Source organism: Paenibacillus hamazuiensis (genome assembly GCF_023276405.1).
Classification (GTDB): domain Bacteria; phylum Bacillota; class Bacilli; order Paenibacillales; family NBRC-103111; genus Paenibacillus_AF; species Paenibacillus_AF hamazuiensis.
This window is the reverse complement of the sequence record NZ_JALRMO010000001.1, coordinates 2501571-2526797: the sequence shown is the minus strand read 5'-3', so window position 1 is coordinate 2526797 and position 25227 is coordinate 2501571. Positions and strand designations below refer to the sequence as shown.

The 25227-nt window shown below is 48.6% G+C and carries 24 protein-coding genes; 17 read left to right on the top strand and 7 right to left on the bottom strand.

The genetic code is table 11. The annotated features are described in order from the left end of the window. The first annotated feature begins 21 nt into the window (after positions 1 to 21). Complete coding sequence (locus tag MYS68_RS11190; protein WP_248925918.1) at positions 22 to 2547, top strand: beta-mannosidase; 2526 nt, start codon at positions 22 to 24, stop codon at positions 2545 to 2547. 253 nt (positions 2548 to 2800) lie between these two features. Here the strand turns inward: MYS68_RS11190 and MYS68_RS11185 are convergent, their stop codons facing one another. Then, positions 2801 to 4030 (bottom strand): hypothetical protein, encoded by a 1230-nt coding sequence (locus tag MYS68_RS11185; protein WP_248925917.1) that lies wholly within the window; start codon positions 4028 to 4030, stop codon positions 2801 to 2803. Positions 4031 to 4770: 740 nt separating this feature from the next. Between MYS68_RS11185 and MYS68_RS39080 the strand changes: the two genes are divergently transcribed. Continuing rightward, entirely contained in the window at positions 4771 to 4983 is a 213-nt protein-coding gene (locus MYS68_RS39080) for a group II intron maturase-specific domain-containing protein (protein ID WP_420852110.1), read from the top strand. Between the two features lie 22 nt (positions 4984 to 5005). Here the strand turns inward: MYS68_RS39080 and MYS68_RS11180 are convergent, their stop codons facing one another. Next, positions 5006 to 6886 (bottom strand): WG repeat-containing protein, encoded by a 1881-nt coding sequence (locus tag MYS68_RS11180; RefSeq protein WP_248925916.1) that lies wholly within the window; start codon positions 6884 to 6886, stop codon positions 5006 to 5008. A 181-nt stretch (positions 6887 to 7067) separates the two neighbouring features. Between MYS68_RS11180 and MYS68_RS11175 the strand changes: the two genes are divergently transcribed. The 4 genes from MYS68_RS11175 to MYS68_RS11160 all read left to right on the top strand — a co-directional run bounded on the left by MYS68_RS11175 (position 7068) and on the right by MYS68_RS11160 (position 11249). Continuing rightward, entirely contained in the window at positions 7068 to 7898 is an 831-nt protein-coding gene (locus tag MYS68_RS11175; RefSeq protein ID WP_248925915.1) for a hypothetical protein, read from the top strand. After that, a complete protein-coding gene (locus MYS68_RS11170) occupies positions 7861 to 8652 on the top strand; it encodes a DUF4309 domain-containing protein (RefSeq protein WP_248925914.1) in 792 nt (263 codons plus the stop codon). The genes MYS68_RS11175 and MYS68_RS11170 overlap by 38 nt, the downstream gene beginning before the upstream one ends. A 232-nt stretch (positions 8653 to 8884) precedes the next feature. Then, positions 8885 to 9664, top strand: a complete 780-nt coding sequence (locus MYS68_RS11165; RefSeq protein WP_248925913.1) for a DeoR/GlpR family DNA-binding transcription regulator — start codon at positions 8885 to 8887, stop codon at positions 9662 to 9664. 64 nt (positions 9665 to 9728) lie between these two features. Next, a complete protein-coding gene (locus MYS68_RS11160; protein WP_248925912.1) occupies positions 9729 to 11249 on the top strand; it encodes a sugar ABC transporter ATP-binding protein in 1521 nt (506 codons plus the stop codon). A 145-nt stretch (positions 11250 to 11394) separates the two neighbouring features. Here the strand turns inward: MYS68_RS11160 and MYS68_RS11155 are convergent, their stop codons facing one another. From MYS68_RS11155 to MYS68_RS11145, 3 genes are read right to left on the bottom strand one after another with little or no spacing between them, the layout of a single operon-like run. Beyond that, entirely contained in the window at positions 11395 to 12021 is a 627-nt protein-coding gene (locus MYS68_RS11155) for a DNA-3-methyladenine glycosylase I (protein ID WP_248925911.1), read from the bottom strand. Beyond that, on the bottom strand, positions 11996 to 12619 hold the full coding sequence (locus tag MYS68_RS11150; protein ID WP_248925910.1) for a TetR/AcrR family transcriptional regulator: 624 nt from the start codon (positions 12617 to 12619) through the stop codon (positions 11996 to 11998). The genes MYS68_RS11155 and MYS68_RS11150 overlap by 26 nt, the downstream gene beginning before the upstream one ends. A gap of 48 nt (positions 12620 to 12667) precedes the next feature. Then, positions 12668 to 13750 carry an alkene reductase gene (locus MYS68_RS11145; RefSeq protein WP_248925909.1) on the bottom strand — a complete coding sequence of 361 codons (1083 nt, stop codon included), beginning with the start codon at positions 13748 to 13750 and terminating at the stop codon, positions 12668 to 12670. Positions 13751 to 14154: 404 nt separating this feature from the next. Here MYS68_RS11145 and MYS68_RS11140 point away from each other — a divergent pair, with 404 nt between their 5' ends. The 4 genes from MYS68_RS11140 to rhaS all read left to right on the top strand — a co-directional run bounded on the left by MYS68_RS11140 (position 14155) and on the right by rhaS (position 18950). Next, positions 14155 to 15660, top strand: a complete 1506-nt coding sequence (locus MYS68_RS11140) for a sugar ABC transporter ATP-binding protein (protein WP_248925908.1) — start codon at positions 14155 to 14157, stop codon at positions 15658 to 15660. A 102-nt stretch (positions 15661 to 15762) separates the two neighbouring features. Beyond that, positions 15763 to 16758, top strand: a complete 996-nt coding sequence (locus MYS68_RS11135; RefSeq protein WP_248925907.1) for an ABC transporter permease — start codon at positions 15763 to 15765, stop codon at positions 16756 to 16758. Positions 16759 to 16761: 3 nt separating this feature from the next. Beyond that, positions 16762 to 17745 carry an ABC transporter permease gene (locus MYS68_RS11130; RefSeq protein ID WP_248925906.1) on the top strand — a complete coding sequence of 328 codons (984 nt, stop codon included), beginning with the start codon at positions 16762 to 16764 and terminating at the stop codon, positions 17743 to 17745. A 134-nt stretch (positions 17746 to 17879) separates the two neighbouring features. Further along, positions 17880 to 18950, top strand: coding sequence for a rhamnose ABC transporter substrate-binding protein (gene rhaS / locus MYS68_RS11125; protein ID WP_248925905.1), 1071 nt, complete (start codon positions 17880 to 17882; stop codon positions 18948 to 18950). Between the two features lie 188 nt (positions 18951 to 19138). Here rhaS and MYS68_RS11120 read toward each other — a convergent pair whose 3' ends face one another. Beyond that, positions 19139 to 20017 carry a helix-turn-helix transcriptional regulator gene (locus MYS68_RS11120; protein WP_248925904.1) on the bottom strand — a complete coding sequence of 293 codons (879 nt, stop codon included), beginning with the start codon at positions 20015 to 20017 and terminating at the stop codon, positions 19139 to 19141. Between the two features lie 147 nt (positions 20018 to 20164). Here MYS68_RS11120 and MYS68_RS11115 point away from each other — a divergent pair, with 147 nt between their 5' ends. Together MYS68_RS11115 and MYS68_RS11110 are read left to right on the top strand one after the other, a co-directional pair. Continuing rightward, on the top strand, positions 20165 to 21670 hold the full coding sequence (locus MYS68_RS11115) for an L-fucose/L-arabinose isomerase family protein (protein WP_248925903.1): 1506 nt from the start codon (positions 20165 to 20167) through the stop codon (positions 21668 to 21670). A gap of 92 nt (positions 21671 to 21762) precedes the next feature. After that, positions 21763 to 22074: an L-rhamnose mutarotase gene (locus MYS68_RS11110; RefSeq protein ID WP_248925902.1), complete on the top strand. Its 312-nt coding sequence runs from the start codon at positions 21763 to 21765 to the stop codon at positions 22072 to 22074. A 106-nt stretch (positions 22075 to 22180) separates the two neighbouring features. Here the strand turns inward: MYS68_RS11110 and MYS68_RS11105 are convergent, their stop codons facing one another. Then, positions 22181 to 22264 (bottom strand): hypothetical protein, encoded by an 84-nt coding sequence (locus tag MYS68_RS11105; protein ID WP_248930878.1) that lies wholly within the window; start codon positions 22262 to 22264, stop codon positions 22181 to 22183. Between MYS68_RS11105 and MYS68_RS11100 the strand changes: the two genes are divergently transcribed. The 5 genes from MYS68_RS11100 to MYS68_RS11080 all read left to right on the top strand — a co-directional run bounded on the left by MYS68_RS11100 (position 22247) and on the right by MYS68_RS11080 (position 25059). Next, complete coding sequence (locus MYS68_RS11100; protein WP_248925901.1) at positions 22247 to 22549, top strand: NUDIX hydrolase; 303 nt, start codon at positions 22247 to 22249, stop codon at positions 22547 to 22549. The two genes, MYS68_RS11105 and MYS68_RS11100, sit on opposite strands and share 18 nt — an antisense overlap. Before the next feature lie 123 nt (positions 22550 to 22672). Further along, positions 22673 to 23089, top strand: a complete 417-nt coding sequence (locus tag MYS68_RS11095; RefSeq protein WP_248925900.1) for a hypothetical protein — start codon at positions 22673 to 22675, stop codon at positions 23087 to 23089. A 250-nt stretch (positions 23090 to 23339) separates the two neighbouring features. Further along, entirely contained in the window at positions 23340 to 23759 is a 420-nt protein-coding gene (locus MYS68_RS11090; RefSeq protein ID WP_248925899.1) for a DUF1259 domain-containing protein, read from the top strand. 56 nt (positions 23760 to 23815) lie between these two features. Then, positions 23816 to 24238 carry a DUF1259 domain-containing protein gene (locus tag MYS68_RS11085; RefSeq protein WP_248925898.1) on the top strand — a complete coding sequence of 141 codons (423 nt, stop codon included), beginning with the start codon at positions 23816 to 23818 and terminating at the stop codon, positions 24236 to 24238. Positions 24239 to 24492: 254 nt separating this feature from the next. After that, positions 24493 to 25059 carry a VanZ family protein gene (locus MYS68_RS11080; RefSeq protein ID WP_248925897.1) on the top strand — a complete coding sequence of 189 codons (567 nt, stop codon included), beginning with the start codon at positions 24493 to 24495 and terminating at the stop codon, positions 25057 to 25059. The last annotated feature ends 168 nt before the right edge of the window (positions 25060 to 25227 follow it).

Sequence of the window (25227 nt, the reverse complement as noted above, 5' to 3'; positions counted from 1 at the left end):
AAAGGGATTGGGGCGAAAACGATGAGTGAAACACATTGGAATATCGTTCATTGGGACTTCAAAAGCACGGAGGACCGCGAATGGCTTCAGGCCAGCGTACCCGGGTGCGTCCATACGGATCTTCTGAAGCAGGGGATCATCGATAATCCTTTTTACGGAATGAATGAGAAGAGGCTGCAGTGGATTGATAAAAAAGACTGGGAATACCGGACGGTCTTCGATTACCCGGAAGAGCTTCAGTCCACCGAGAGGCTGGAGCTTGTCTTTGCCGGATTGGATACTTACGCGGACGTATGGGTGAATGACGAGCGTGTGATTTCTGCCGACAACATGTTCCGGGAGTGGAAGGCGGACGTGAAATCCATACTTAAGCCGCAAGGCAACGTCATCAGGGTACTGTTTCGCTCTCCGATATCGGTGGATCTTCCCAAGCTGGAGCAGCTCGGTTACGCTCTGCCCGCCGCGAACGACCAATCCGATGTCGGCGGGCTTGGGGAGCAAAAGATCAGTGTCTTTGCCCGTAAGGCGCCTTACCATTACGGCTGGGATTGGGGGCCCCGCTTCGTTACAAGCGGGATATGGCGAGAAGTCAAGCTGATCGGCTGGTCGGAGTGCCGCATTACGGATTTGTATATCCATCAATCCGAGGTCTCGTCTTCCGCCGCTAACCTTCGGGCAGTGGTCGAGGTGGAGGCGGCAGCGCCTTGGAGCGGATCCCTTAAAATAGGGACCGGCGAGCTTCATTGGGAAAGGGATATCGAAGTATCCGCCGGGATTCACCAAGTGGAGCTGGAGCTGCAAATCGAGCGGCCGGATTTGTGGTGGTGCCGAGGACTTGGGGAGCCGAATCTGTACACCTTCCAGGCCGAGCTCATACGGGAAGGAAAGAGCCGAGCGCTGAAATCGGTTCAGACCGGACTGCGGGAGGTCAGACTCGTTACGGAAAAAGACGACGCCGGGTCCACGTTTTATGTGGAGCTGAACGGTGTACCTGTATTTGCTAAAGGAGCCAATCATATCCCGAACGATAGCTTCCTGACGGAAATCACCTATGACCGGTACCGGCATGAAATCGAGACGGCGGTCGCTTCCAACATGAATATGCTGCGAGTCTGGGGAGGAGGCATCTACGAGCAGGATGCTTTCTACGAACTGTGCGACCGGCATGGCTTGCTGGTTTGGCAGGATTTCATGTTTGCTTGCAGCATGTATCCGGGGGATGAAGCGTTTTTAAACAATGTGCAAGCGGAGGCTGAGTATAATGTTAAGCGCCTGCGCAACCATCCTTGTATTGCGCTGTGGTGCGGCAATAACGAGATCGATACCGCATGGGCCCATTATGACGAGAATGCCGGCTGGGGTTGGAAGCAGCAGTATTCGGGAGAGCTTCGCGAGAAGATTTGGGCGGATTATGAGGCAATCTTCCACCGCATATTGCCGGCGGCAGTGAACGCTTACGCACCGGGTATGTCCTACTGGCCTTCGTCGCCGCTTTGCGCGCTGACCGGCGATAGCAGACAGCATGCGTATGCGACCTCCAAAGACGGCGATACGCATTATTGGGGAGTTTGGCATGCCGTGGAGCCTTTCGAGAATTATAATGTGAAAGTGAGCCGGTTTGTCAGCGAATACGGCTTTCAATCGTTTCCTGAATATCGAACGGTACGAACTTACGCCGAAGAATCCGAGATGGCTTTGGAATCGCCGGTCATGCTGGCTCACCAGAAGAATAACCGCGGCAATCAGCTGATTAAAGAATATATGGATATCTATATGAAGGAGCCTAAAGACTTTGCCGGATTTCTATACATGAGTCAGGTGCTTCAGGCGGAGGCGATGAAAATGGCTATTGAAGCGCATCGGCGCCGCAAACCGTTCTGTATGGGCAGCCTGTATTGGCAAATGAACGATTGCTGGCCGGTCGCCTCCTGGGCCGGTATGGATTATTACGGTAATTGGAAGGCTATGCAGTATTATGCGAGACGAAGCTTTCAAGACGTCGCCGTCTCTCTCTATGAGAAGGGGAGCGGGCAGCTGGAACTCTATGTCCTATCGGATCAGCTAGCGGAGGTTAACGGCGAATTGGCATTCCGACTCATGGACTTCGACGGTGTCATTCTATGGCAGCAGCAGTGCGCTGTAAGGATACCGGCCAATTCGAGTCAACAGGTGCTTGCATGGGATCGGAACGAGCTCCTCCGGGACCGTGACCCGGCATCGGTACTCTTTCAGGCTGAGCTGCGATCGCAAGGTTCCGTTCTGGACAAGAAGGAGCATTACTTTGAATCGCATAAAAATTTACGTTTGACGCGACCGGCCATTCAGCTCGCCGTATCGGCGGACAGCGACGGAACGAAGGTTGTACTCGAAACGGATGTGCTGGCCAAGCAGGTATGGCTATCGGCGGAATCGGACGGCCGATTTACCGATAATTTTTTCGATCTGATCCCGGGACAGCCGCAAACCGTCCGATTCCAATCGCAGAACAACACGGCTGCCGATCCGGAGAAGCTGGTCGTACGTTCTATGTTTGATTTTGTCTCATAATCCGGCTATCCTCGTACCGGGATAAGCGCATATCGTATGCGTTCGTGTCATGATCATCCGTTTTCGGGCTATGTAACCGGAGAGCCCCAGCATAGAAATCCATCCACTCGGGTATCGCTCTCCGGTACGTAGTGAAAAGGGTACTTCCTTATTCGTAGTGCAATACCAACGGTTTTGGGGCAAATCGGGTTGTTTTGGGTCCGCAAATGGGGACTTGATATGATAACAGGAAAGACTCCGTTTGTAACATTATTTAAGTTTTTGCTACTCCCAAAGATTTGTGTTTCCATATTATTCGTTCGGCAACCTCCAACTGGTGTTTTTCGCATTCAACAATGACTACTACATCAATTGGCGTATCTCTTACGAACCATTTATTTTTCTTGAATAGCAAGGTGATCGTAACCCCAAGGGCACCTCCAAAAACCAATCCTATCAACGCCCAAATAATGGGCCCCCAAATCCAAATAAATCCATAAATACTTCCCAGCAGCATAAAGACCGTTGCCAAAATGAAAGCCAATTCAAATCTGCTGGCACTTTCTTTATGCGACCGCAGCACATCTGGCGAATCAGGAGAATTTTTATCCAGTGTCGCAACAAAAATATTATCTTTGGAAATTCCCTCTTGTTCCAGATCGCTCAGAGCGAGTTCCAAATAGGCAGTATGTTGAAATGTTGAAATGATATGCACGGACTCACTCCTTTTGTTTTTTTTAGGCATCTTGAAGCGAATGGATTGATAGTTATCCGCCAAATACCTTGACTGTTCCGTTTTATATAATTGATTTGTAAATTGAATGTCGATATAGGTCGAACTGCTAGCAAACCCCAATAGTGAGGGGAGATTTAATAACCACTGCTTACTTATTTCGGTTTTAACCAAATCAAGTTTTCCTTCAACCATCCAATGGATGGATGGAAGCACTTTAGATTGATAAATAGTAAACAAAGTACAGATCAGAAGGAAAAAGCCCAAGGGAAGTCTGTTGGTGTATAAGGCCCCCAAACCGGGCATGAAAAGGGTCCAAATCACACCGTTTATCGGTTTTCGATAATTAAGATAATTAATTTCAAAGGCTCCGATATTAAACGGCATAATAGGCGAATCAACTCGGTCAGCTAACTGGGAGTATTTATTTAAATCCAAGGTGATACGGTAACAATCCCACATGGTAAAAACATAAATGGCCATATAAAGAAGAAACCATCTTGTATCAATTACGGATTTAGCAAGGTGAAATTGACCAATCATTGAATAAAAAATGGCTTCGTTGATATGAGCTTGTACATTGGTAACAAACTCCCAAATCATTAATATGGTTCCCGAGCCATATTTGCATAATTGCATATGTCCGGCTCCCGGAAGGGCGGCAGACCACCATACAAGCGTCCATGGGTTTTGTTCATGAATGTAATTTGCGATATATTGCGAAAGATGTGCCTTAGGACGGCGAAGTTCGTTAGAAAAACTATTTCCCAAGTTCGATAACCTCAATTCCTATTCCAAGTCCATTTCCAAACTTTTTCCCAAGTTCGATAACCTCAATTCCTATTCCAAGTCCATTTCCAAACTTTAAAGGGAGCACGTAATACCAATAAGTTAGCCGTTGTTCTTAAAATCATTTATTGAAAATTCATTTTTAGCAAACCATAATAACCCATACATACCATATATTATATAATGGGTATTTTTTCTATTTCATAAAATATTTATGCGTAATCCGTAAAGAAGGTTAAGTTCTTGTCAACTGCCCGGCGACATAAACATAGGCGCTGTGAGATCCCCGTAACATAGGGATTTTTTAATTCAAAAATTCGACTGAATGGAGGCCGAAGCTCTTCCTATGGAAAGGTATACCAAAAAGATAAGAATCGCGGCCGAAAAACTGGATATGGTCACTAGGGCTCCACGAAAAGGACTGACGAACAACTGAATGTAAGGGTCTATAGCTAATCATATGGAAACAAACGGGCCATCAAGAGATGGTGTGAGCGGCGTATCTTCAAGCGCAAAGTCAAAGCTTGTGAACGTTTACAATGAAACAGCGGGAGTCGATTTTCGGGAATGCATCACCGTAATTTACTGAGGAGGAGAAGGGAGGACTAACCCACATCCTACTTGGCTTCCCATCAAAGAAAGCCATGAAGAAGATGCGGGCTAGGGTGAAAGAATAACCGCTCCAAGAAGCCGTCTTCCATGGTCGCTTCAGGATATAGTGAATGAATTTGAACCCGGTCATTCAAGGATGGCGAGGATACTACGGTAAGACTGACCCACAGTTTCCAGCCGTTTTTCTGCAGAAAATTAATCGGCATATTCGCAGAAGATTGTTTATCTTCCTACGTAACAAGCAAAAGCGGACCAGAATTGGACGATGCTTTGTTTATGAGTGGCTTGAAAACCGTCTCCCCCTGGGACACCGTAATGCTTGAGGTGGAGAACGTCGGAAAGCCGTCATTCCACTGTTTTGGAAAATTCAATGATTTTACCATCCGGAAGTACATAAAAGGTTTGATCGCTTTTGCGTAGTATGGCCATGCCATCAGCTTCGTCTGAAAAAGCGTCATGCCGCCATAATGGACCAGCGCCCAGTATTCCATCGAAACCATCAAAACTTGGCGATACAATCGTTTCGCCTTTAGGATTGATAAAGCCCCATTTTCCATTCACTTTAACTAACGCTTGGCCGTTACGGAACGGAGCTGCAAAATCATACTGTGGCGTTATGACCATTTGAGCCGATTTGTCGATGTAACCGTAGGACTTCCCATCGAATGTAACTGCGGCAAGGCCTTCTCGAAAGTTACCGGCGCCGTAATAAATGGGAGGGATCGCAAATTCGCCTTGCTTGTTAATGTACCCGGCTTTGCCATTTTTGAAAACCGGCGCATATTCCCCGAAAAATCCTCCCGCTACGGATAGTCCCAATTGTTCGAAATCAATAACGAGTTCGCCCTTCGTGTTGATAAAGCCTCTCTCGTCCCCTTCCACATGCGCCATTCCATTAAGGAATTCAGAAGCCGATGTGTATTTAGGCTCTATTACCTCTTCTCCGGAGCGGTTAATAAATCCTACTTTGTTATTTATTGCGAACCGCGCCAAGCCCTCTGAGAAAGGAAACACAATCTCATACTTCGGAGCAATGACAAAGTTGCCTTGCCTATCGATAAACCCCCACTTTCCATCCTTTCTGACAGCAGCCAGCCCTTCTTTAAAATCTCCTGCATATAGTCTAGCGCTTAAATCAAGTGTAATAACGAATTTACCGGTCCGGTCGATATAACCCGCCTGTGATAAATCCTTGCTTACCGCATAGGCAAGCCCTTCTGAAAAAGGATAAGCTAGAGCGAATTTTGGCCTTATCGCTTTTTTACCGGTTTGATCGAAGTATCCCCAGTGACCATATTCCCCTTTGAACAGGTTCATCTTTCCGCCAGCGTTGTAAGGGATAAGTACCCTTTGATCGGCCAATGAAACGACCTCCTGCTGCCTCTGAAGCAAAGCGATGATTTGCTGCATTTTTTGTTTGTCGGATTCGCTGACAGCTTTTTGCCCAGTTATTCTGGCCAAATCCAGAGCAGTGCCTTCCCGATCCGAGGAGGTTACATCCGCTCCGTACTCCAACAGTAGCTGCACGAGCTTCGGATCTTTGTCCATGACAGCAGCTTCCAAGGGGCTGACAGATTCGCCGGAGACGGCTATTTCGTGATTCGGATCCGCACCGTACTGAAGCAGCAGATCGATCATTTCTGTATTTTTATGATGCATGGCCCAAGACAAAGTTGTCGACCCGTCGTCTCGATTGACAAAATTGGCTCCTCCGCGGTGACTTAACGAATACGTGGCTTGCTCCAAATCGTTGTTCTTGGCAGCCACGTAAGTGGGATAACCTTTGTCGAATACAATTTTGATGCGATTGTCACTTTCAACCCAGGATACTTCACCCAAAACTTCTACAAAAGGCTTTAATGGGACGAACACCGCGTCATTGATCACTCTAGGAACAAATGCCAGAGGCTTCGAATAGCCAAAAATTTTGATTTCGGATGAATTTACGTTCAATTCGATCAAACTACCTTTATAAGTGGCCGTGACCATTTGCGTCTCGGCTTCCCATTCAGTTTGCATCCCAACGGTCTCCAAAAAAGGCAGCAGCTCCCCCCAAACCACCCCATCCTCCAAAAACGGCGGCTGAGTGAACGGAACGCGGTATCCATCGGCGTAGACTTCCACCGGATTATCAGAAGCTGCTGCATATCCGTTGTACAAAGGGAATGTAAACAAGAGCAAGAAAAGTAAAGTCATTGTGAATCGGCATATATTGCTTCGTTTCATCGTAACCAGCCCTCTTTTTTCGACATTTGGATAATCTTTCTACATGGATTCAACACTTACATTCAATACTCCTGCTATGGCTTATTTTTTCCTAGGTATATCCCATTGAAGTAACTGGCAGGATAACGTGGTAAATGCCTCGAAAGTATTAGGTATTAATTTAAGGGGGGGGGGGGTTGTTTTGAAAAAAAAGTTAATATTGCTGTTTGCCGCCGTTTTGTTTTGTTTACAACTTAAGGTTGCGGAAGCTATACCAGAACCAAGCAAATTGTCAACGGTAATCACTCTTTTGGAAGAAACGCCGATCTACACTGCCCCCGACGAGACGATAGAGCCAATAGGCGCGCTTGCACCCCAGAATCTCCAAGTTATCGGTGCCGAGGGGAATTGGCTTACCTTTCAAAAAGATACAGACAAAAAATGGTTCAAAGTACAAACTTGGATGGGTGCTGACCAATGGATTCATTTGGAACTTCGGCGGATGGGCTTTATTCAGAAAACCGACATGGGTATATGGCTGAGTAAAGAAACGCGTTTAAATGACTCGCCTTTTTCGGACAGCGCAACCGAGCTTGCTCTTTCGCCACAAACCGTGCGCATCGTCGCACGCTACCAAAATAAATTTCAAAGCAGTTATCTTGCCGAAACGTGGGCAGGTGAAAAATGGCTAATTGATGCGGAGAACCACTCATTCCCTGTAACAATTGTAAATGAGCAAATCGCTTTGTCGACAACTACCTCAAAATTCGATCTTCCGGTTCCTTACGATGGCGATAATGGAGTGCTTCAGCCGCAAATCGTCACCTCTTTCGAAAAATACAACGACTGGTACCACGTGAGAACCGCATCCGGCGAGGAGACATGGATAAACAAGAAATTTTCGGAACCGGAGAACATTCATAGGACGGACGAATCCGTTGAATTTCACACGGTTACACCGTTACGGAAATATCCGAACGTTTACGAAAATCAGTATGGGCGCTATTGCTCCTCAAACGGTGAAAGCCTTTGAAAAATGGGTATCTCCGGACGGCGAACAATGGTTTCACATTCATAGCTGGCAAGGAAATGCATGGATCAAGTCATTAATAAATGACCAATATCTTGACAAAGAAGCCGCTATAAAAATCGCCAAACAAATGGACTCCGTAAACAATCCGCAGTGGAACGCTGAATTTCTAAGAGATTTTCAAGACGAAATATCAAAAGAAAACCGCGCGGTTTGGAAGGTGATCGCCGTTTACCCGGCCGAAAACAAAATGATCGTGTTTATAGACGCCGTGACCGGTAAAGTCTTGGCATTAACCGAAACAGAACCCCCGACGAAAGAAGAGCCAATTGATCAAACGGAGCGGGAAAGATTTAAACCAAAACTTGATCCTGACTTCATTTCCACTGCAAGTCAAGGAAAACTCAAAGGAATTGATGTGGCTCTAGGGAATTCCAAACAAGACTTGATTCGATTATTGGGCGAGCCAGATGAAATCGGCATCCAAGATGGAGAATATTTAAAGTATGGAAATTGCTTCTTCTACTTAAACGAGCGGGATGATCGTGTCCATGTCATCGACGTCAAAATCGAAACGCCTGGAGCCAAAATAAAAGAACTTTTGGGCAAACCGAACTATGAAGGGCCAAACGAAGCCGGCATAGAGGAATATGTAGTCGGATATGAAGCCGGTAATTATTATCTATATTTCAAGTTTCGAACAGAAAATGCGGAACTTGGAGTATTGCGGTTCAAAAATCCAAAAGGCGGATACTAAAATGGTTTTCGGCGTAGAATTGGCGATCTGTCGGCGATAGGCTTCGCTCTCGCGATTCCTATCGCGACGCCGCCACGGCTGCACTGGCAGCGCATCGGACAGCGGAATGGCCGGGCTGAGCTCGATTGGGCAACGATCACTTTCATTTACGTATCGAACATAAAAAAACACAAAGCGACATGACTTATGCTATAATAGTTAAAAAATCGGCGATTCACACAGGAGCTATCCGATGTTTCCCATTGAAAGACTGAATAAAATCAAAGAGCTGCTGTTTAAAAAAAAGCGGGTCGATGTCTACGAGCTGAGCGAGCTGTTTTCCGTTACGGAAGTCACGATTCGCCGGGACCTCGATAAGCTGGAACAGATGGGCGTACTGCTTAAGACGTACGGCGGAGCGGTATTGAATGAAAACCTGCTGCAGGCTCAGCCTGCTACGAATGCAAGTGAAACGGATGACAAAATAGCCGAAGAAAAGCGGATGATCGGCAAAATAGCGGCTCAAATGGTCGAGGACGGGGAAGCGATCTACCTCAGCCCCGGCACCACTTGTCTGGAGATTGCGCGCAACCTGAAGGACAAACGGCTGACCGTCGTCACCAATGACCTATATATCGCGCTTATGTTAAATGAAAGCATCGGCATCAAGGTGGTCGTAACCGGCGGCGATTTAAGGCCGTCCTCGTCGATGCTGACGGGCGGTTTTACGATGCAGACGCTCACCGGCATTTTTATCAATAAAGCGTTTATATCGGTGAAAGGCGTCCATTTTGACTCCGGTTACACGGTGGGAAGCTATGAGGAAGTGATGGTTTTGCAAGAGGTGATGAAAATTTCGAGCGATATTGTCATTGCCGCAGATTATACGAAATTCGGCGCGATCGGCTTTGCGAAGCTCGGAGACTTATCGCTGGCCAGCAAAGTGATCACCAATAAACAAATTCCGTCCGAGTATAAAAAGCACTTTTTCGAACAGGCGGTCAAGCTGTATACCACGTTCGAGCTTGAATAATAAAAAAGCGTGTTCAAGCGCGGGGAATTGAAGGCATACACCAGTTGACGCGAGCGTCACCTAAATGAACAAGTTCCGGAAGAAAAGAGGCGAACAGGTGGAACATTTCCTGCAAATGAAGGACATCACCAAAAGCTTTGGAGACAATACCGTGCTCAGCCGCATCCGGTTCAGCGCGGACCGTGGTGAGGTTCACGCCTTAATCGGGGAGAACGGGGCCGGGAAGACGACGCTGATGAAAATATTGGCGGGCTTGTTCATGCCCGACGAAGGCGACATCATCATCGGCGGGGAAAAGGTGACGATCCAGAGCCCGAGGCAGGCGCAGGATCTTGGCATCGCCATGATTTATCAAGAAATCAGGCTGTTCCAAGATTTGAACATTACCGAAAACGTTTACATAGGCCGAGAACCGCTGAAGAAGTGGAGCCGGTTCATTCATTGGGACCAGGCTTATGCCGAAACCCGCCGGTATTTGGATATGTTCGGTCTGAACATCGATTCGAAAGCGTCGGTCAAATCGCTCAGCGTCGGACAGCAAAAGTTTGTGGAGATCATCAAGGCGTTATCCCGGCAGGCCAAAATTATGATTATGGATGAGCCTACAGCTGCTTTGACTGAGCGGGAAATCGAGCTGCTGTTCGGCGTTATCCGCCATCTTAAGCAGCTTGGGGTAACGATCGTTTACATCTCTCACCGACTTGAGGAGATCAAGCAAATCGCGGATCGGGTAACCGTCATAAGAGACGGCGAAGTCATCCAGACGTGTCCCGTCGGCGAGGTCGAGATCAATGAAATCGTCAAAGCGATGGCCGGCAAAGACCTGAGGGACCGGTACCCGAAGCTGAATGTCAAGAAAGGCAAAGAAATCATGCGGGTGGAAAATCTTTACTTTCAGGGGCGCATCCGGAATATTAATTTTGACATCAGACAGGGCGAGATTATCGGACTGACCGGCCTTAGCGGGGCGGGAAGACGGACGCTGGCCAAAGTATTATTCGGCATTAATGGCCCATACGAGGGGAGCATTACGATTCGCGGCAAATCGTTCCGCTCCATGACGCCTCATATCGCTAAGACGAACGGATTGTGCTATGTGACGGGGATCAACACGGAGGAAGGGTTGATCGCGGATGCGCCCATCTCGGAGAATATTACGTTAACCAATCTCGGAAGAGTGTCGCGCGCCGGCTTCTTGAATGACGCCAAGGAAACGGGCTTTGCCAAGGAGTTTATTGAAAGGCTGGAGATTGCGGCGGACGAGAACGAGCTCGTCGGCAATTTGAGCGGGGGAAAACAGAAGAAGATCGTCTTCGCCAAATGGCTGTTTGCCGGAGCTCACGTGCTGATCATCGACGAACCGACGGCCGGAATCGATATCGGCTCCAAATCGGACATTTATAACATTATGAACGAAATGGTATTGTCCGGCGCTTCGATCATCATCATTTCATCCGATTTGCCCGAAATCATGGGCATGTCGGACCGGATTTTCGTTATGTATAACGGAGAAATCCGTAAAATATTCGAGCGCGAAGAGGCCACGCAGGAACAGATCTTATACTATGCCTCCGGTGCTGTCTGATAATAAAGTTGTTTAAAATGGTCGCAAAAAAAAAAGCAGTAAACCCGGCCTATGAGGCCGGCCGGGTCAGAAATAAAGTTATTTAAAATCATTGAACTAACCACCCGTTAGAATAACGATGACATTCTAACTTTAATAGTACGGCTCATAGACTGCCAATAGCTTCTCCTGGACGCTGGAAATGTTGGCGCGCGGCCTCAACCTTTACCCGGATCGCGCAATCCTCGACATGATCGTTGATCAACCCCATCGCTTGCATAAAGGCATACACCGTAGTTGGTCCTACGAATTTCCAGCCCTGCTTTTTGAGCTCCTTCGACAGCGCGGTCGATTGCGCTGAGATCGATGCGGTCTGCGGCTTTGCCAACTGACTCCGGCCTGGCTCGTACCGCCAAATGAAGGCGGCCAGCGAGCCTTCCCGTTTGATGAGCTCCTGCGCCCGCTGCGCATTGTTAATAACCGCCTCAATCTTACCGCGATGTCGGACGATGCCTTCATCCTCGAGCAGACGGTCGAGGTCACGCTCCGTATAGTTTGCGATTCGATCGAAGTCGAAATTATGGAACGCCGCACGGAAGTTCTCGCGTTTCGCAAGTATGGTGCGCCAACTCAGTCCAGATTGGAAACCCTCCAAACTCAATTTCTCGAACAACCGCTGATCGTCTCTGACCGGAAATCCCCATTCAGTATCGTGATAATGAAGAAACTCCGGCGCGGCCCCGCACCAGCGGCAGCGCAGTTTACCATCATGTCCAACAATCGTCGCGTTCATTGGTCCCTCCCGATTCGTTCGTAAGCTGCGCGGCGCTCGCCATACGGCTCAACCAGTCACACATCAGCTCGACCTCGTGCTTGATGAAACTCTCATCCTGAAACGCTTGCGCCAGCGTGGCGACCCCTTGGCTTCGGGCGAGGAGATGCATCGCCAGCTCGTCGGCGTTTGCTTCGAGGCCGAGAAACGCGAACTGCCGGCTCAACCAGGCCCGAAACAGGGAAAATAGCTCGTTCGCCTCCGCTTTTGAGGCATGATTCAGCTTCGCCAGTTCCGTGCACAGCGTACCTACTGGGCAACCGTACATTTTAATATCAGTTTGGTTCGCGATCAGAATGTTGATAAAGCTCTTGATACGTTCCTCGGGCCGCTCACCTTCATCTTCCCATTGGACGAGCATGTTCCGGGTGTTCTCCAGTCGCAATTGGATCACGGCAGACAGAATTTCATCCTTCGATTTGAAGTGATAAGTGAAGTTCCCCTTAGAAATTTGAACGGAATCGGCAATATCCGCAATCGATGTATGTTCATAACCTCGCTGATAGAATAGACGGTCGGCCGATTCGACGATGTGCTCGCGAGTTGATTTACCCTTCATGTCTAACACCTCCATAGCCGACCACACTTCCAAGGCCAGTCGACTTGCTTATGCTTTCTCATCGCGGTAAAAGGAATAGTCGATGTAACCAGCTTCGCCGCCTTGGTAAAACGTGGCCCGATCAGCTTCATTTAATGGCAGACCCTCCCGATAGCGCTTCACCAGATCCGGATTGGCCAAGAACGGAGTCCCAAAAGCAACCAAGTCTGCGGCGCCACTACGTACTGCCGTTTGGGCACGTACCAAGTCATAGCCATTATTAGCAATATACAGTCCAGAATACTTCGAACGCAAGGCGAGATAGTCCAACTCACTGTTCTTCGTCATCATATCACCTTCGAGCACATGCAAATACGCCAAATCGCGCGAACTCAACTGTTCGACGAAATACGAGAAGTGCGTCTGCGGGTTGGAATCCGACATGGAGTTGAACCGATTTTCCGGGGTCAAGCGAACACCTACGCGCTGCGCAGGCCACACCTCGCATACCGTATCGAGGACTTCGTTCAACAAACGCATACGATTCTGCACGTTGCCTCCATACGCGTCAGCGCGGTGGTTGCTGCCGTCGCGGAGGAATTGATCGATCACATAACCGTTGGCGCCGTGCACCTCCACGCCATCAAAGCCCGCATGTTTGGCCATCTCGGCGGCGTGTTTGAACTGAGCTACAATCTTCGGAATTTCGGAGGTCTCAAGTGCGCGTGGCGTCACAAAATTATGCAATCCAGTATATGTAAAGACTTGTCCCTCCGGCCGCAGCGCCGATGGAGCCACTGGCGTCGCATTGTCCGGCTGTAAGCTTGGGTGGGAGATACGCCCGCAATGCTGCAGCTGAAGAAAGATTCGGCCGCCGGCCGAGTGCACCGCATCGGTCACTCGGAGCCAGCTAACAGCTTGGGTTTCCGTATAGATCCCCGGGGTGAACGGGTAGCCGACCGCCTCAGGTGAAACGGGTACAGACTCAGTGATGATGAGACCAGCACTGGCGCGTTGTTGATAGTAGGTCACCATCATTGGGGGCACAACCCCGTTTGCATCAGCACGATTACGAGTCATCGGTGCCATGACCATCCGATTAGCCAAAGTCAGATCACCCAGTTGAACAGGCTCAAATACATCTTTTGACATTCACGATCACATCTCCTTCAAAGTTTGCAACAAAATTAGGACGATCGTCCAATTTAGTTCAATATTAGCACGATCGTCCTAATTCGTCAATCGAAAAGGGCCGCATTTTTAAAAAACTTTATTATCAAAATTAAAAGACTTTATTATAAACAGCTTTAATTCCAGACAACATCCTGCGTGAAATAAGTCGGTTTGCCGAATGGACATTCATCTGGCTTAATATGAAATTGGATTGACGCAGCTCCAGACCATAGGTCTGGAGCAATTGTTTTGTTTGAAAAAAACATAAACGATCATAAATAAAATAAAAAATAAAATAAATGTATACTCAAACGATTATTCTTATGTTATACTCTACACAACAACGAACGATTTTATAAAAATAATGGATAGGGGCCCAGCTTATGTCAGAGTTTATCCTCGAACTGAAAGCGATTACAAAGACGTTCCCGGGCGTCAAAGCGCTGGATCGCGTTCAGTTTGCGCTCAAGCCCGGAGAAATCCATGCGTTGATGGGCGAGAATGGAGCGGGAAAATCGACGTTTATCAAGATCATTACCGGCGTCCACGCACCGGATGAAGGCGAAATGTTTCTGAACGGCCGAAAAGTCGAGTTCAAAGGGCCGAACGATGCGAAAGCGCACGGAATCGCGGCAATTTATCAGCACGTGACCTGTTATCCGGATTTAAGCGTAACGGAAAATATTTTTATGGGACACGAAAAAGTACATCACCGAACAAAGCGCATCTTATGGAACGAAATGCACGGCGAGGCGCGTGAGCTGCTGAATCGCCTCGGGGCGCCGTTGGATCCGAAGGAGCTGATGGGGTCGCTCAGCGTGGCGCAGCAGCAAATTGTCGAAATAGCGAAAGCGTTGTCCATGAATGCGAAGATTATCATCATGGATGAACCGACGGCGGCTTTGACGAAGCGTGAAAGCGAGGAGCTGTACAAGATTGCGGAGCAGCTTCGCGACAGCGGAGTGGCGATCATCTTCATCTCTCACCGGTTTGAGGACATGTACCGGCTGGCGAGCCGCGTGACGGTGTTCCGGGATGCCCAATATATCGGATGCTGGGGCGTTCAGGACATTACGAATGATGATCTCATCGTGGCGATGGTCGGCAGGGAGGTTACGCAGCTGTATCCGTCCAAGAAAGCGAAAAAAGGCGAGGAGCTTCTGCGCGTCGAAGGGCTGGAGAGAACCGGCTATTTCGCTGATGTATCCTTCAAGCTGCACCGCGGGGAAATCGTCGGTCTGACAGGGCTCGTCGGTGCGGGTCGCACCGAGGTATGCCAAGCGATCTTTGGCATTGAAAGTCCGGACCGCGGCAAGCTGTTTCTGAAAGGCGAGGAAGTCAAGATTAAGAGCCCGCTCCATGCGATGAAGCTCGGTATCGGTTATTTGCCGGAGGACCGGCAAAAGCAAGGTCTTGTGCTTCAGTGGGGAATCGGACGCAACATCACGCTGCCGACCCTCGACGGTTACTCGAGGAAAGGCTGGCTGAACGATGATAAGGAGGCGCACATATCCAAATCTCTCGCCGAGAAAGTGGGTGTCAAGGCAAGCAGCATTCATGATCTTGTCAGCTCCCTATCGGGCGGCAATCAGCAGAAAGTGGTTTTCGCCAAGCTGCTTACCGCCGAACTCGACATCATCATCCTCGATGAGCCGACCAAGGGCGTCGATGTCGGAGCGAAATCGGCGATTTACGAAATGATTAACGAGCTGGCGAGTCAAGGCTACGGCATTCTGCTGGTCTCCTCGGAAATGCCGGAGGTGATCGGGATGAGCGACAGGATCATCGTCATGAAGGAAGGACGGGTGACCGCCGAGTTGAGCGGCGATTCGGCGACGCAGGAAGCAATTCTGGAAGCCTCCATGAGCCATAAAACGTTAACGGGCTGACCGGAATTCCGGTCATGTCGGAAAGCATTATGAATTCAAAGGTGGTGCATCATGGCTGATAAAGCCTTAGAGAAAACTTCAACTTCAATTGCCCGGGGGAACATGTCTCGCAAAGCATCGATCAGCGCGAACATCGCCAAGTTCCGCGAGCTGGGATTGCTTGCCTTTATATTGCTGCTATCCATTCTTGTCCAGGTGCGGAACCCAAGTTTTCTAACCTTGGAAAATGTGAACGACCTTGTAACCAATACGGCTATTCTCAGCATATTAAGCGTGGGGATGATGCTGGTTATCGTAACAAGGGGCATCGATCTTTCGATCGGCGCAACGCTTGCCTTATCGGGGATGATATCCGCGCTTACCGTAAGCGCGAACCCGGAGCTGCATCCTCTGCTCGCCATCGTGCTTGGAACGGCGGTTGGCGTCGTATGCGGCGTTGTTCTCGGTTTCCTGATATCCAAAATGGGCATTCTTCCGATCATCGCCACGTTAGGGATGATGAATGTATTTCGGGGGCTGACGTTTATGGTCAGCGGTGGAAAATGGGTCAGTGCCCATCAAATGCCCGATTCGTTTAAAGCTATTGCGACCGGGTCCATCTTCGGACTGAACACGCTTATTTTTATCGCCGTCGTCATCTACGTGTTCTTCTATTACTTCGTCAATCATACGCGGACCGGCAGGCAAATTTATGCGGTCGGGAGCAATCCCGAGGCGGCGAAAGTAAGCGGTATCAATAACGACAGAATTTTGTGGATGGTGTATACAATCATGGGAGCGTTGTCGGGCCTTGCCGGCGTGCTGTGGGTTTCGAAGTTTGCATCCGCACAAGGCGATACCGCAATGGGGTATGAGTTAAGCGTGATCGCGGCCTGTGTGCTCGGCGGCGTCAGCATTGCCGGAGGTTCGGGGAAAATATCCGGCCTTATCCTCGGTTCAATTCTGCTCGGGATTCTGAACAATGCGCTTCCGCTCATCAACGTTTCGCCATTTTGGCAAATGGCGATTCAAGGCGGTATTATCCTCGTTGCCGTCCTCATCAATGCCCTAGTCAAAAGAGGTGTGGACCGCAACCACCTCATGAGGAGGAAGATCTAGCTCATGGATGCAAGAACGCTGCAGCACAACAAGCCGTTTAGCGTAAAGCAGTTCTTTTTTCAATGGGAATGGCTGCTCGTCGTCATTCTGATTATCGTCAATGTCATGAACACGAACCTTTCACCCTACTACTGGAACTTTGAAAGCATTCGCGACGCAACGATGAGCTTTCTCGACAAGGCATTTATCGTGCTGCCGATGGTGCTCGTCATGATTCTCGGCGATATCGATATTTCCGTTGCTTCCACGGTCGCGTTGTCTTCGGTCATTATGGCCGACCTGTATCACAGGGGCGTCCCGATGGAACTGGCCATCGTCATTTGTCTGATCGTCGGAACGGTATGCGGTCTCGTTAACGGGCTGCTGATCGTTAAGTTTAAGGAACTGTCTTCCGTGATCGTGACGTTGGCGACGATGATCATCTACCGGGGAATCGCTTATATGATCCTGGAGGATCAGGCGAAAGGGCAATTTCCGGAATGGTTCAGCTTCTTCGGCTGGGAATATGTCGGCGGTGTTCCGTTTATTCTGATTGCCTTTGCGTTTTTTGCCGTCATCTACAGCTTGCTCCTGCATAAAACGACGTTCGGACGGCGTATTTACGCGATCGGCAACAACAGTACGGCGAGCCGGTTTTCCGGTGTTCAAGTCGATAAGATCAAGGTGATCGTGTTTGCGCTGGCCGGCCTGATGGCCGCGGTCACCGCCGTTTTCTTAACCTCCAGAATGGGCAGCACGCGGCCGAATGTCGCGACAGGCTACGAACTGGACGTGATCGCCATGGTTGTGCTCGGCGGCATTAGCACCGCGGGCGGCAAAGGAAGAATGATCGGCGCGATCCTCGCCGTATTCCTGATCGGCCTGCTCAGCTACGGGCTCGGACTCGTGAATGTGCCGGCACAGATGCTGCTGATTATCGTGGGACTGCTGCTCATCTTCGCGGTGATGATTCCGAAGCTGAATCGTGCGAAGCTGCGCAAGCCGTAGAGGATATATTACAGCCCGAAGCTGAGGATGATAGGGCGTTGGGCATGTTCCGGCGCTTCGGGGTGTTTTTATAAAAAAGCTGACGATTTCAAAGCATGCTCAGCTTTGCCAAATTTTAAAGGAGGGTTTACGAAATGAAGAAACTGTTATCCACATGTTTGACCGCTGTACTGACTTTATCGATGCTGGCGGGCTGCGGCAGCAATAACGGCGCAGCGCCGGCGAGCGGCTCGAAACCGGCGGACTCGACCGCCAAACCGGCTGATTCCGGCGCGAAGAGCAAGCATGCCATTATTTTCAAGAACACGGGCAATCCTTACGGCGAGAAGCAAATGGAAGGCTTCAAGAACGCCATCACCGAGCTTGGAGGAGAAGCGATTCTGAAAGCGCCGGATCAACCGACGGCGGAAGCGCAAATTAAAATGATCGAGGAGCTCATTTCGCAGAAAGTCAGCTCGATTGCGATCGCTGCGAACGACCCGGATGCGCTGCAGCCTGCTTTGAAGAAAGCGATGAACGCCGGCATTAAGGTACTGTCGCTGGACTCCGCCGTTAATGCGCAGAGCCGCCTCGTGCACGTGAACCAAGCGGATCCGGAGCGGATCGGCCGCGTACAGGTGCAGGCGATCAGCGAGATGATCGGCGGCAAAGGCGAAATCGTCGTGCTCAGCGCGACATCCCAGGCGACGAACCAAAACACGTGGATCGAATGGATGAAGAAGGAGCTGACGGATCCGAAGTACAAGGACATCAAGCTGGTGAAAGTGGCATATGGCGACGATCTGCGTGATAAGAGCGTATCGGAAGCGGAAGCGCTTCTGAAATCGTATCCGGATCTCAAAGGCATCATCGCTCCGACGACAGTCGGTATCGCTGCGGCAGGCAAAGTGCTGACGGATAAAGGGCTGAAGGGCAAGGTGCAGCTGACCGGTCTCGGTCTGCCGAGCGAGATGGCTCAATATATTGAAAGCGGCGTATCGCAATGGATGTATCTGTGGAATCCGGTCGATGTCGGCTACCTGGCAGGCTATACGGCTGACGCGCTTGTAAAAGGCACGATCACCGGCAAAGTCGGTGACAAGTTCAAGGCCGGACGCCTCGGCGACAAGCAGATCATTGCGGACGGCAGTGGAACGCAAATTATGCTCGGCGATCCGTTTAAATTCGATGCCAAAAATATCGGCGAGTGGAAGAAAGTATATTAATTCCAGGTTATCGTGAGAAAAATCGGCGGTGGTCGAAAGCGACCCGCCGATTCTTTTTTTGTCCTCGCTTAAGGAAATTATGCAAAGCTAATTTTTGTGGATAATAGGGGGCTCCCCCAAAAGTAATCGGAATAGGCTGCAAAGGTTCACGTCACTTTTGGGGGACTTTGTCCTCTGCGACGTCTTCGTCAATTCCCGCGCCATTTTTTTCGGAAAGCGAGCGGTGTCAGCTGTTCCTGCTTTTTGAACATATTGATAAAGTGGCTGACATGGTCGAAGCCGACCTGCTCGGCAATCTGCGCCACCGGTTGATCCGTAAACTGCAGCAGCTCCTTCGCGGCGGTGATCCGGTTCCGGATGACGTATTCGATGGGAGCGATCCCCATGTATCTCTTAAATTCTCTCGCCAAATAAAATTTGCTGACGGCGAAGCGGCCGGCTAACGTGTCCATCGTAATTCGTTCCTGGAAGCATCGATTCAAATGCTGAACGATTTCCTCCAAGTAGCTTGGCAGAAAACGTGAGGTTTCTTCCGAGTTCCCTCTCAATTTATACAGCGACAGTTCGGTAAGAAGGTTCACCAGCAGCGCGGAAGCAATATACTCCGTACGCACGTCCTTGGTTTGATGGGTTTCGATTAACCGGCGGATCAGCTCCGAAATGGGAGAAACGGAGGCAACGTCGCATAGGGGCGTTCCATCTCTCATGAAATGATCGAAATAGCTGCGGCTGGCGCTGCCGTTGAAATGAACGAACAGCAGCTCCCAGCTGCCGGTTCGGCTTGTATAGTAGTGCTGGTAATCCATACAATCGATGAAAAAGGTTTGACCGGGCCGAACGGCATAGGTTTGCCCCCGATATTCGAGCGTTCCCGAGCCGGAGAGCGTATGTACGATGAGAAACGAATGGAGGTGCTCGCGCTCGGTATAGTACTGAGGGCCGGCGCGAAGGTGGCCGATTTCCTGCACGTAATAGAACATCGATTTCGCCGGCAGGCTCGGCGTGACGATCAGTCGGGTCGAAGCGGGACTCCAGTCGAGCTCGGCCTTTAATTTGTAGCGCTCCATACCGCATGGCCTCCCTGTGGTACATCTTGTCCTCTTATTATGCAAGATACTGTGATAAGCGGGCAAGATTCTTCGATGTTTTTTGGAATGTAAGCCGTTACAATCGATTGAGGATTACTAAATTTCTGTACAAGGAGTGGTGGGAGGATGTCCCTGCTAACACCGATCAAAGCGACCCGTAAACCGCGAATCGGCTTATATTCCATTGGGCTTCGGGCGTATTGGAGCCAATTTCCCGGGCTGAAGGAGCGGCTTCAGGAGTACGGCGCTTTTTTGGAAAAGAAAATGACTTCGCTTGGGGCGGAGGTATTCAACTATGGACTGGTCGACACCGAGGCGGAAGGGCGAGCGGCGGGGGAGTGGTTGAATGCCCGCAATGTCGATCTCGTCTTCTGCCATTCGGCTACCTACTCTACCAGCTCCACGGTGCTCCCTGTGCATCAGCAGTGCGGTGCCCCCGTCGTCATTCTGAATCTTCAGCCGACGGAGCGGATCAACTATGAGAAGACGACGACAGGCGAATGGCTCGGTCATTGCGGCGCATGCCCAGTTCCGGAAATTTCGAATGCCTTTAATCGAAGCGGCATTGACTTTAAGGTCATCAACGGCTTGCTTGGACTTGACTATACGCCGGCCATTTCACTGACGAACGAGATTACGCATGAGCGAAAAGAAGCGGTGCGCGCGTGGAAGCAAATCGAAGAATGGATTTGCGCCGCCGCCGTGGTCCGGACGCTTCGCCACAGCCGGTTCGGCTTTCTGGGCAATACGTACAGCGGGATGCTCGATATGTACAGCGATTTTACGATGATCCAGGCGCAAACCGGCCTTCACGTGGAAGTGCTCGAAATGTGCGATCTGGACCGGCAGCTCAGGGAAGTGACCGATGCGGAGGTTAAAGCGAAGCGAGCCGAGATCGAAGCGATGTTCCGGATCAGCGGGGACTCGCCCTCCGACCCGATTGCCCGGAAGCCGACGGAAGAGCAGATGGAATGGTCGTGCCGGGTAGCGGCGGCGCAAGAGCGTCTCGTGCGGGAATTCGATCTCGACGCGCTCACTTATTATTACCACGGGGCACCAGGCGGCGAGTACGAAAAACTGCAGGGCGGCTTCATTGTCGGCCACTCCTTGCTCACGGCGCGGGGCATTCCTTGTTCCGGGGAGGGCGACTTAAAGACGGCGGTTGCGATGAAAATATGCGATATTCTTGGCACAGGGGGCAGCTTCTCGGAAATCGTCGTCGTCGATTATGAGGATGAGACAATCCTGCTCGGCCATGACGGGCCATTTCATATCGCGATATCCGATGGCAAGCCGATACTGCGCGGGATGGGATTGTACCACGGCAAGCAGGGCACCGGCGTATCCGTGGAAGCGAAGGTGAAGGCGGGGCCGATTACAACGCTGAACGTGACGCAGACCGGCGACGGCAAGCTGAAGCTGATTATCAGCGAAGGCGAATCGACCGACGGGCCGATCATGCGGATCGGCAATACGCAGACGCCGGTTAAATTCACGCTGCATCCGGACGACTACATGGAGCGTTGGTTCGCCGAAGCGCCGACGCATCATTGCGCGATGTCGATCGGCCATAACGCTTCGGTTCTGGATAAGGTCGGACGTCTCTTGAAATGTCCTACCGTTACCCTGTAACGGCATGTGCACTAGTAGCGAGCGGAGGGAACCCAACTGTTGATGTGCCGGCGTTCCCTCCAATCGAAAACAATAAGGAGTGTGAACCGTGTATGCAGCACATATCATTCGTCTTAAAGATCGATCCTGCGGATTTCGGCGCCTACAAGGAGCGGCACGAGCATGTGTATCCGGAGCTGGAGCGCCGTTTTGGCGAGGTTGGCATCCACAGCTATCATATTTTTTACCATGAAGGGACACTGTTTGCATATATGCTGGTGGAAGATTTCGATGCGGCCATGGCGCAATTGCAGAACGATCCGGCCAACGTAAAGTGGCAGCAGTTTATGTCCGACATGCTGAAGGCATGGGAAGACGGCAATATGATCAAGATGATCCCGCGGATGTACAGTTATGAGAAATAACAGCGTATGAATCTACCATTTGAATGGGAATTGATAATATTTCACATTCCAATGATAATAAACAATAAGTACCATTGGAGAATGCCGGATAATAATATTCACACCATTATGGACCTAAAACAGTTAAAGCATCACGTACTTTGTGTGCAAAAGATAAAGGATTGTCAATGGATTGGAAGTGAATAAACATGATTTGCGGCTGATTCTACAACCAATGTTGGAGGAGACGGGGCTGCGCATAGAGCTTACCTCTCTCTATACGGTTACTTCCCTTTATGGCGAGCCGTATAAGGGCACTGAATGGTATAATCCCGAGCAACAGAGCGTCATGATCTGGTTTCTGGCCAAAGAGACTGGCGGCGAGCTTCGTGCGGGAGACGACATCGACCAAATAGGTTATTTCTCTTACGAGGAGCTCCCCCGAATCGCTTTTCCCGTGCATGAGATCGTGATTCGCAAATTGCTGGACAAATAAACAGCAGAATCACAGGGTAATTTAAACATTTAAACCTATATATGTAATCATCTGCTTGGGATATAATTAATTTTGTTAAACTAAACCGTTTAACTACTTAAAATAGGAAAGGATGACTATTTAATGAAAAAGAGATTGATATCTTTAATGCTTGCTGCTTCATGTTTGTTCACGGTTGCTGTGCCTGCGTTCGCAAGCGATGCAAATTTTTATTTAGACACTTATGGTCAAACTTATTCTACAGGATTACTTGAAGGAGATAGTGTTTCCTTTTTTAATGTAAATAATTTTGGTGGCCATGAAGTGTGGTACGAATTGACAGATCAAAATAATAATTTACTTGCAGTAGGATGGGTACAACCTGATTCATCGATAACCTATAGTCGCTATTCTTATCCTGACACACAAATTGATGGCGCGGCATCGTTGGCTTGGAATTATTGGAATCTGCCTCCTACAAATAACTCAATAACCTCAATTAATATGACTATTGGCTGTACTGGTTCATGTGATGCTTCTGGATATATAGATGTCAACTAATAAATAATTTTTTATGTAATACTGTCTCGTTAAATGCCGCGTAAATCGCGGCTTTTTTATTTATGGGATAAAGTTGCATACAAAAGGACCTAGCAACGATCTTGATGCTGGGTTTTCTTACATTCCCTCATTATTGAAGTATGATCGGTATTCGGACTAAACGCATATTTTTAAAGCAATAGTGTCTCGTCCAATTCATTTTCCGTCGTTTAACATACGTTATGTTGTACTACGATGGAGGAGGATTCATATGGCGGAAAATGTGAAGGTAAGTCCACGATTTAAAAGGCTTTGTATGCAATTCGGAAAAATCTTGGGAGGCGAATCGGAAATTGAAAAAGGTCCGGTTTGTTTTGTCACGCGAATGACGAACTTAAAGGAATCGATCCTAGGAAGAAGAACGCGCTCCCCGTTAGTTCAAATGCAAATGTTCTCCTTTGAATCGCTCGATAAGTCGGGGCGCGCACTGTGCTTGGGCGAGACTGCCGTTCATCAAAATCAGGTGAATCGCTTGATGTCGAATCTCCGAAAACGCGGAATAAAAGTGACAGCGCTTCATAACCACTGGCTTAAAGAAAACCCTCGATTAATGTATATGCACTGGGAAGCCATAATGAATCCGGTTGTATTTGCAAAAAGAACCAAAGAATCCATTGCATTCTTGGGTTAATTGGCTGCTCAGTTTGGAGCTGTAGGTTCACTTCATTTATGAAAGGATGGATTCGTATGACGGAAAAAGTGGTCGTAAGTCCCCGTTTTAAAAAACTATGCAATCAATTTTCAACCATTTTGGGTGGAACAGAGCATGAAATTACTAAGGGGCCGGTTTGTTTTGTCTCTAGAAATAGAAGAATCAATGCCACTATTTTAGGTAGACGTACAACATCCCCATTGGTCCGTTACCAATTGTTTTCGTTTGAATCGCTGGATAAATCGGGACGAGCACTTTGTTTGGGGGAAACGGCGCTATTCCAAAACCAAGTCAATCGTTTGCTGTCAAACCTTCGCAGAAACGGGATTAAAGTAACGGCAGTTCATAATCACTGGCTTAATGAGAAGCCGCGTCTTATGTATATTCACTGGGAGTCCATTGACAATCCCATCGCATTTGCAAGGAAAGTAAAACGTTCTATTGCTTTCTTAGGTTAATAAAGAGCTTCAATATTACGGAGAGCTGCAGTTCATTGCTGCAGCTCTTTATTTTTTCTTAAAAGCAGGAGTCAGTGCCGCACAAGAAGAAATTAAATTTATTGAGTTTAAATGTAATAAAATATGATAAAAAGAGGAAATGAGAACCTTTGAACAAATCGTTTGACTTCTTCAGGGGTTAATACGTATTGAAGGATCTCTATTTCTACCATTAAGTGGTTAATCGAATGAGGTCAGAGAGAAGGCGGGAAGAAATGAAAAATGGAAGTATTATAAATAAACTAAAGAGAATTGAAACAGTCTTTTTATATGGAGTTTTCATTTGTTACATCCTTTTTTTATTTAAGTTATTGTTCTTATCAAGAGTTTCGCTTTTTGATTTGTTAAATAGTCAAAGGACTTTAAACAGGTCAATCAATCTCATTCCTTTTTACAGTATAAAGGAATATATATTTACCAGCTCTGCCACTATAAAAAATTTCGCGTTTGCCAATGTGGCTGGCAATATAATGATCTTTATTCCTCTTGGCACATATTTATCATTATTCAAAACCGATAAAAGAGTAATAATCAATTTGCTATTTATATTCATAGTGAGTTTATTTATTGAAATCATTCAGGGGCTTTTAGGCATTGGAGCATCAGACATTGATGACATAATTTTAAATTGTTTCGGTGGATTAGTTGGTATTGTAGGGTATAAGTTTTTATTGTTTATACTACGAGATGAGAAAAAAGTACGTACAGCAATCACAATACTATCAGCAATTGGATTACCTGTTTTATTATATTATTTATTCGTGGTGAGATTGCGCCTCTGAATATCTATATTGCATATGCGAGATGATGCCCTCCACAAACATATCGCTCCCCTCAACAGGGTTCTATGGCTCTGAATACGTAGTCCGGCAGGTGTGACGTGCTGCGTTCCGTTACAAGTCGGGTCGGGTGACAACAACATTGTCTCATTAAATACGCCGTGTAAATCG

Excerpts from the sequence above, each read along its gene's own strand:
- MYS68_RS11190 (WP_248925918.1), top strand. The coding sequence starts at position 22 with ATGAGTGAAACACATTGGAATATCGTTCATTGGGACTTCAAAAGCACG.
- MYS68_RS39080 (WP_420852110.1), top strand. The coding sequence starts at position 4,771 with ATGAATTTGAACCCGGTCATTCAAGGATGGCGAGGATACTACGGTAAG.
- MYS68_RS11135 (WP_248925907.1), top strand. The coding sequence starts at position 15,763 with ATGTCTCGCAAAGCATCGATCAGCGCGAACATCGCCAAGTTCCGCGAG.
- MYS68_RS11140 (WP_248925908.1), top strand. The coding sequence starts at position 14,155 with ATGTCAGAGTTTATCCTCGAACTGAAAGCGATTACAAAGACGTTCCCG.
- MYS68_RS11095 (WP_248925900.1), top strand. The coding sequence starts at position 22,673 with ATGAAAAAGAGATTGATATCTTTAATGCTTGCTGCTTCATGTTTGTTC.
- rhaS (WP_248925905.1), top strand. The coding sequence starts at position 17,880 with ATGAAGAAACTGTTATCCACATGTTTGACCGCTGTACTGACTTTATCG.
- MYS68_RS11130 (WP_248925906.1), top strand. The coding sequence starts at position 16,762 with ATGGATGCAAGAACGCTGCAGCACAACAAGCCGTTTAGCGTAAAGCAG.
- MYS68_RS11170 (WP_248925914.1), top strand. The coding sequence starts at position 7,861 with ATGGGCGCTATTGCTCCTCAAACGGTGAAAGCCTTTGAAAAATGGGTA.
- MYS68_RS11080 (WP_248925897.1), top strand. The coding sequence starts at position 24,493 with ATGAAAAATGGAAGTATTATAAATAAACTAAAGAGAATTGAAACAGTC.
- MYS68_RS11165 (WP_248925913.1), top strand. The coding sequence starts at position 8,885 with ATGTTTCCCATTGAAAGACTGAATAAAATCAAAGAGCTGCTGTTTAAA.
- MYS68_RS11150 (WP_248925910.1), bottom strand. The coding sequence starts at position 12,619 with ATGAAGGGTAAATCAACTCGCGAGCACATCGTCGAATCGGCCGACCGT.
- MYS68_RS11160 (WP_248925912.1), top strand. The coding sequence starts at position 9,729 with ATGAACAAGTTCCGGAAGAAAAGAGGCGAACAGGTGGAACATTTCCTG.
- MYS68_RS11105 (WP_248930878.1), bottom strand. The coding sequence starts at position 22,264 with ATGTTTATTCACTTCCAATCCATTGACAATCCTTTATCTTTTGCACAC.
- MYS68_RS11155 (WP_248925911.1), bottom strand. The coding sequence starts at position 12,021 with ATGAACGCGACGATTGTTGGACATGATGGTAAACTGCGCTGCCGCTGG.
- MYS68_RS11085 (WP_248925898.1), top strand. The coding sequence starts at position 23,816 with ATGACGGAAAAAGTGGTCGTAAGTCCCCGTTTTAAAAAACTATGCAAT.
- MYS68_RS11090 (WP_248925899.1), top strand. The coding sequence starts at position 23,340 with ATGGCGGAAAATGTGAAGGTAAGTCCACGATTTAAAAGGCTTTGTATG.
- MYS68_RS11110 (WP_248925902.1), top strand. The coding sequence starts at position 21,763 with ATGCAGCACATATCATTCGTCTTAAAGATCGATCCTGCGGATTTCGGC.
- MYS68_RS11145 (WP_248925909.1), bottom strand. The coding sequence starts at position 13,750 with ATGTCAAAAGATGTATTTGAGCCTGTTCAACTGGGTGATCTGACTTTG.
- MYS68_RS11180 (WP_248925916.1), bottom strand. The coding sequence starts at position 6,886 with ATGAAACGAAGCAATATATGCCGATTCACAATGACTTTACTTTTCTTG.
- MYS68_RS11120 (WP_248925904.1), bottom strand. The coding sequence starts at position 20,017 with ATGGAGCGCTACAAATTAAAGGCCGAGCTCGACTGGAGTCCCGCTTCG.
- MYS68_RS11115 (WP_248925903.1), top strand. The coding sequence starts at position 20,165 with ATGTCCCTGCTAACACCGATCAAAGCGACCCGTAAACCGCGAATCGGC.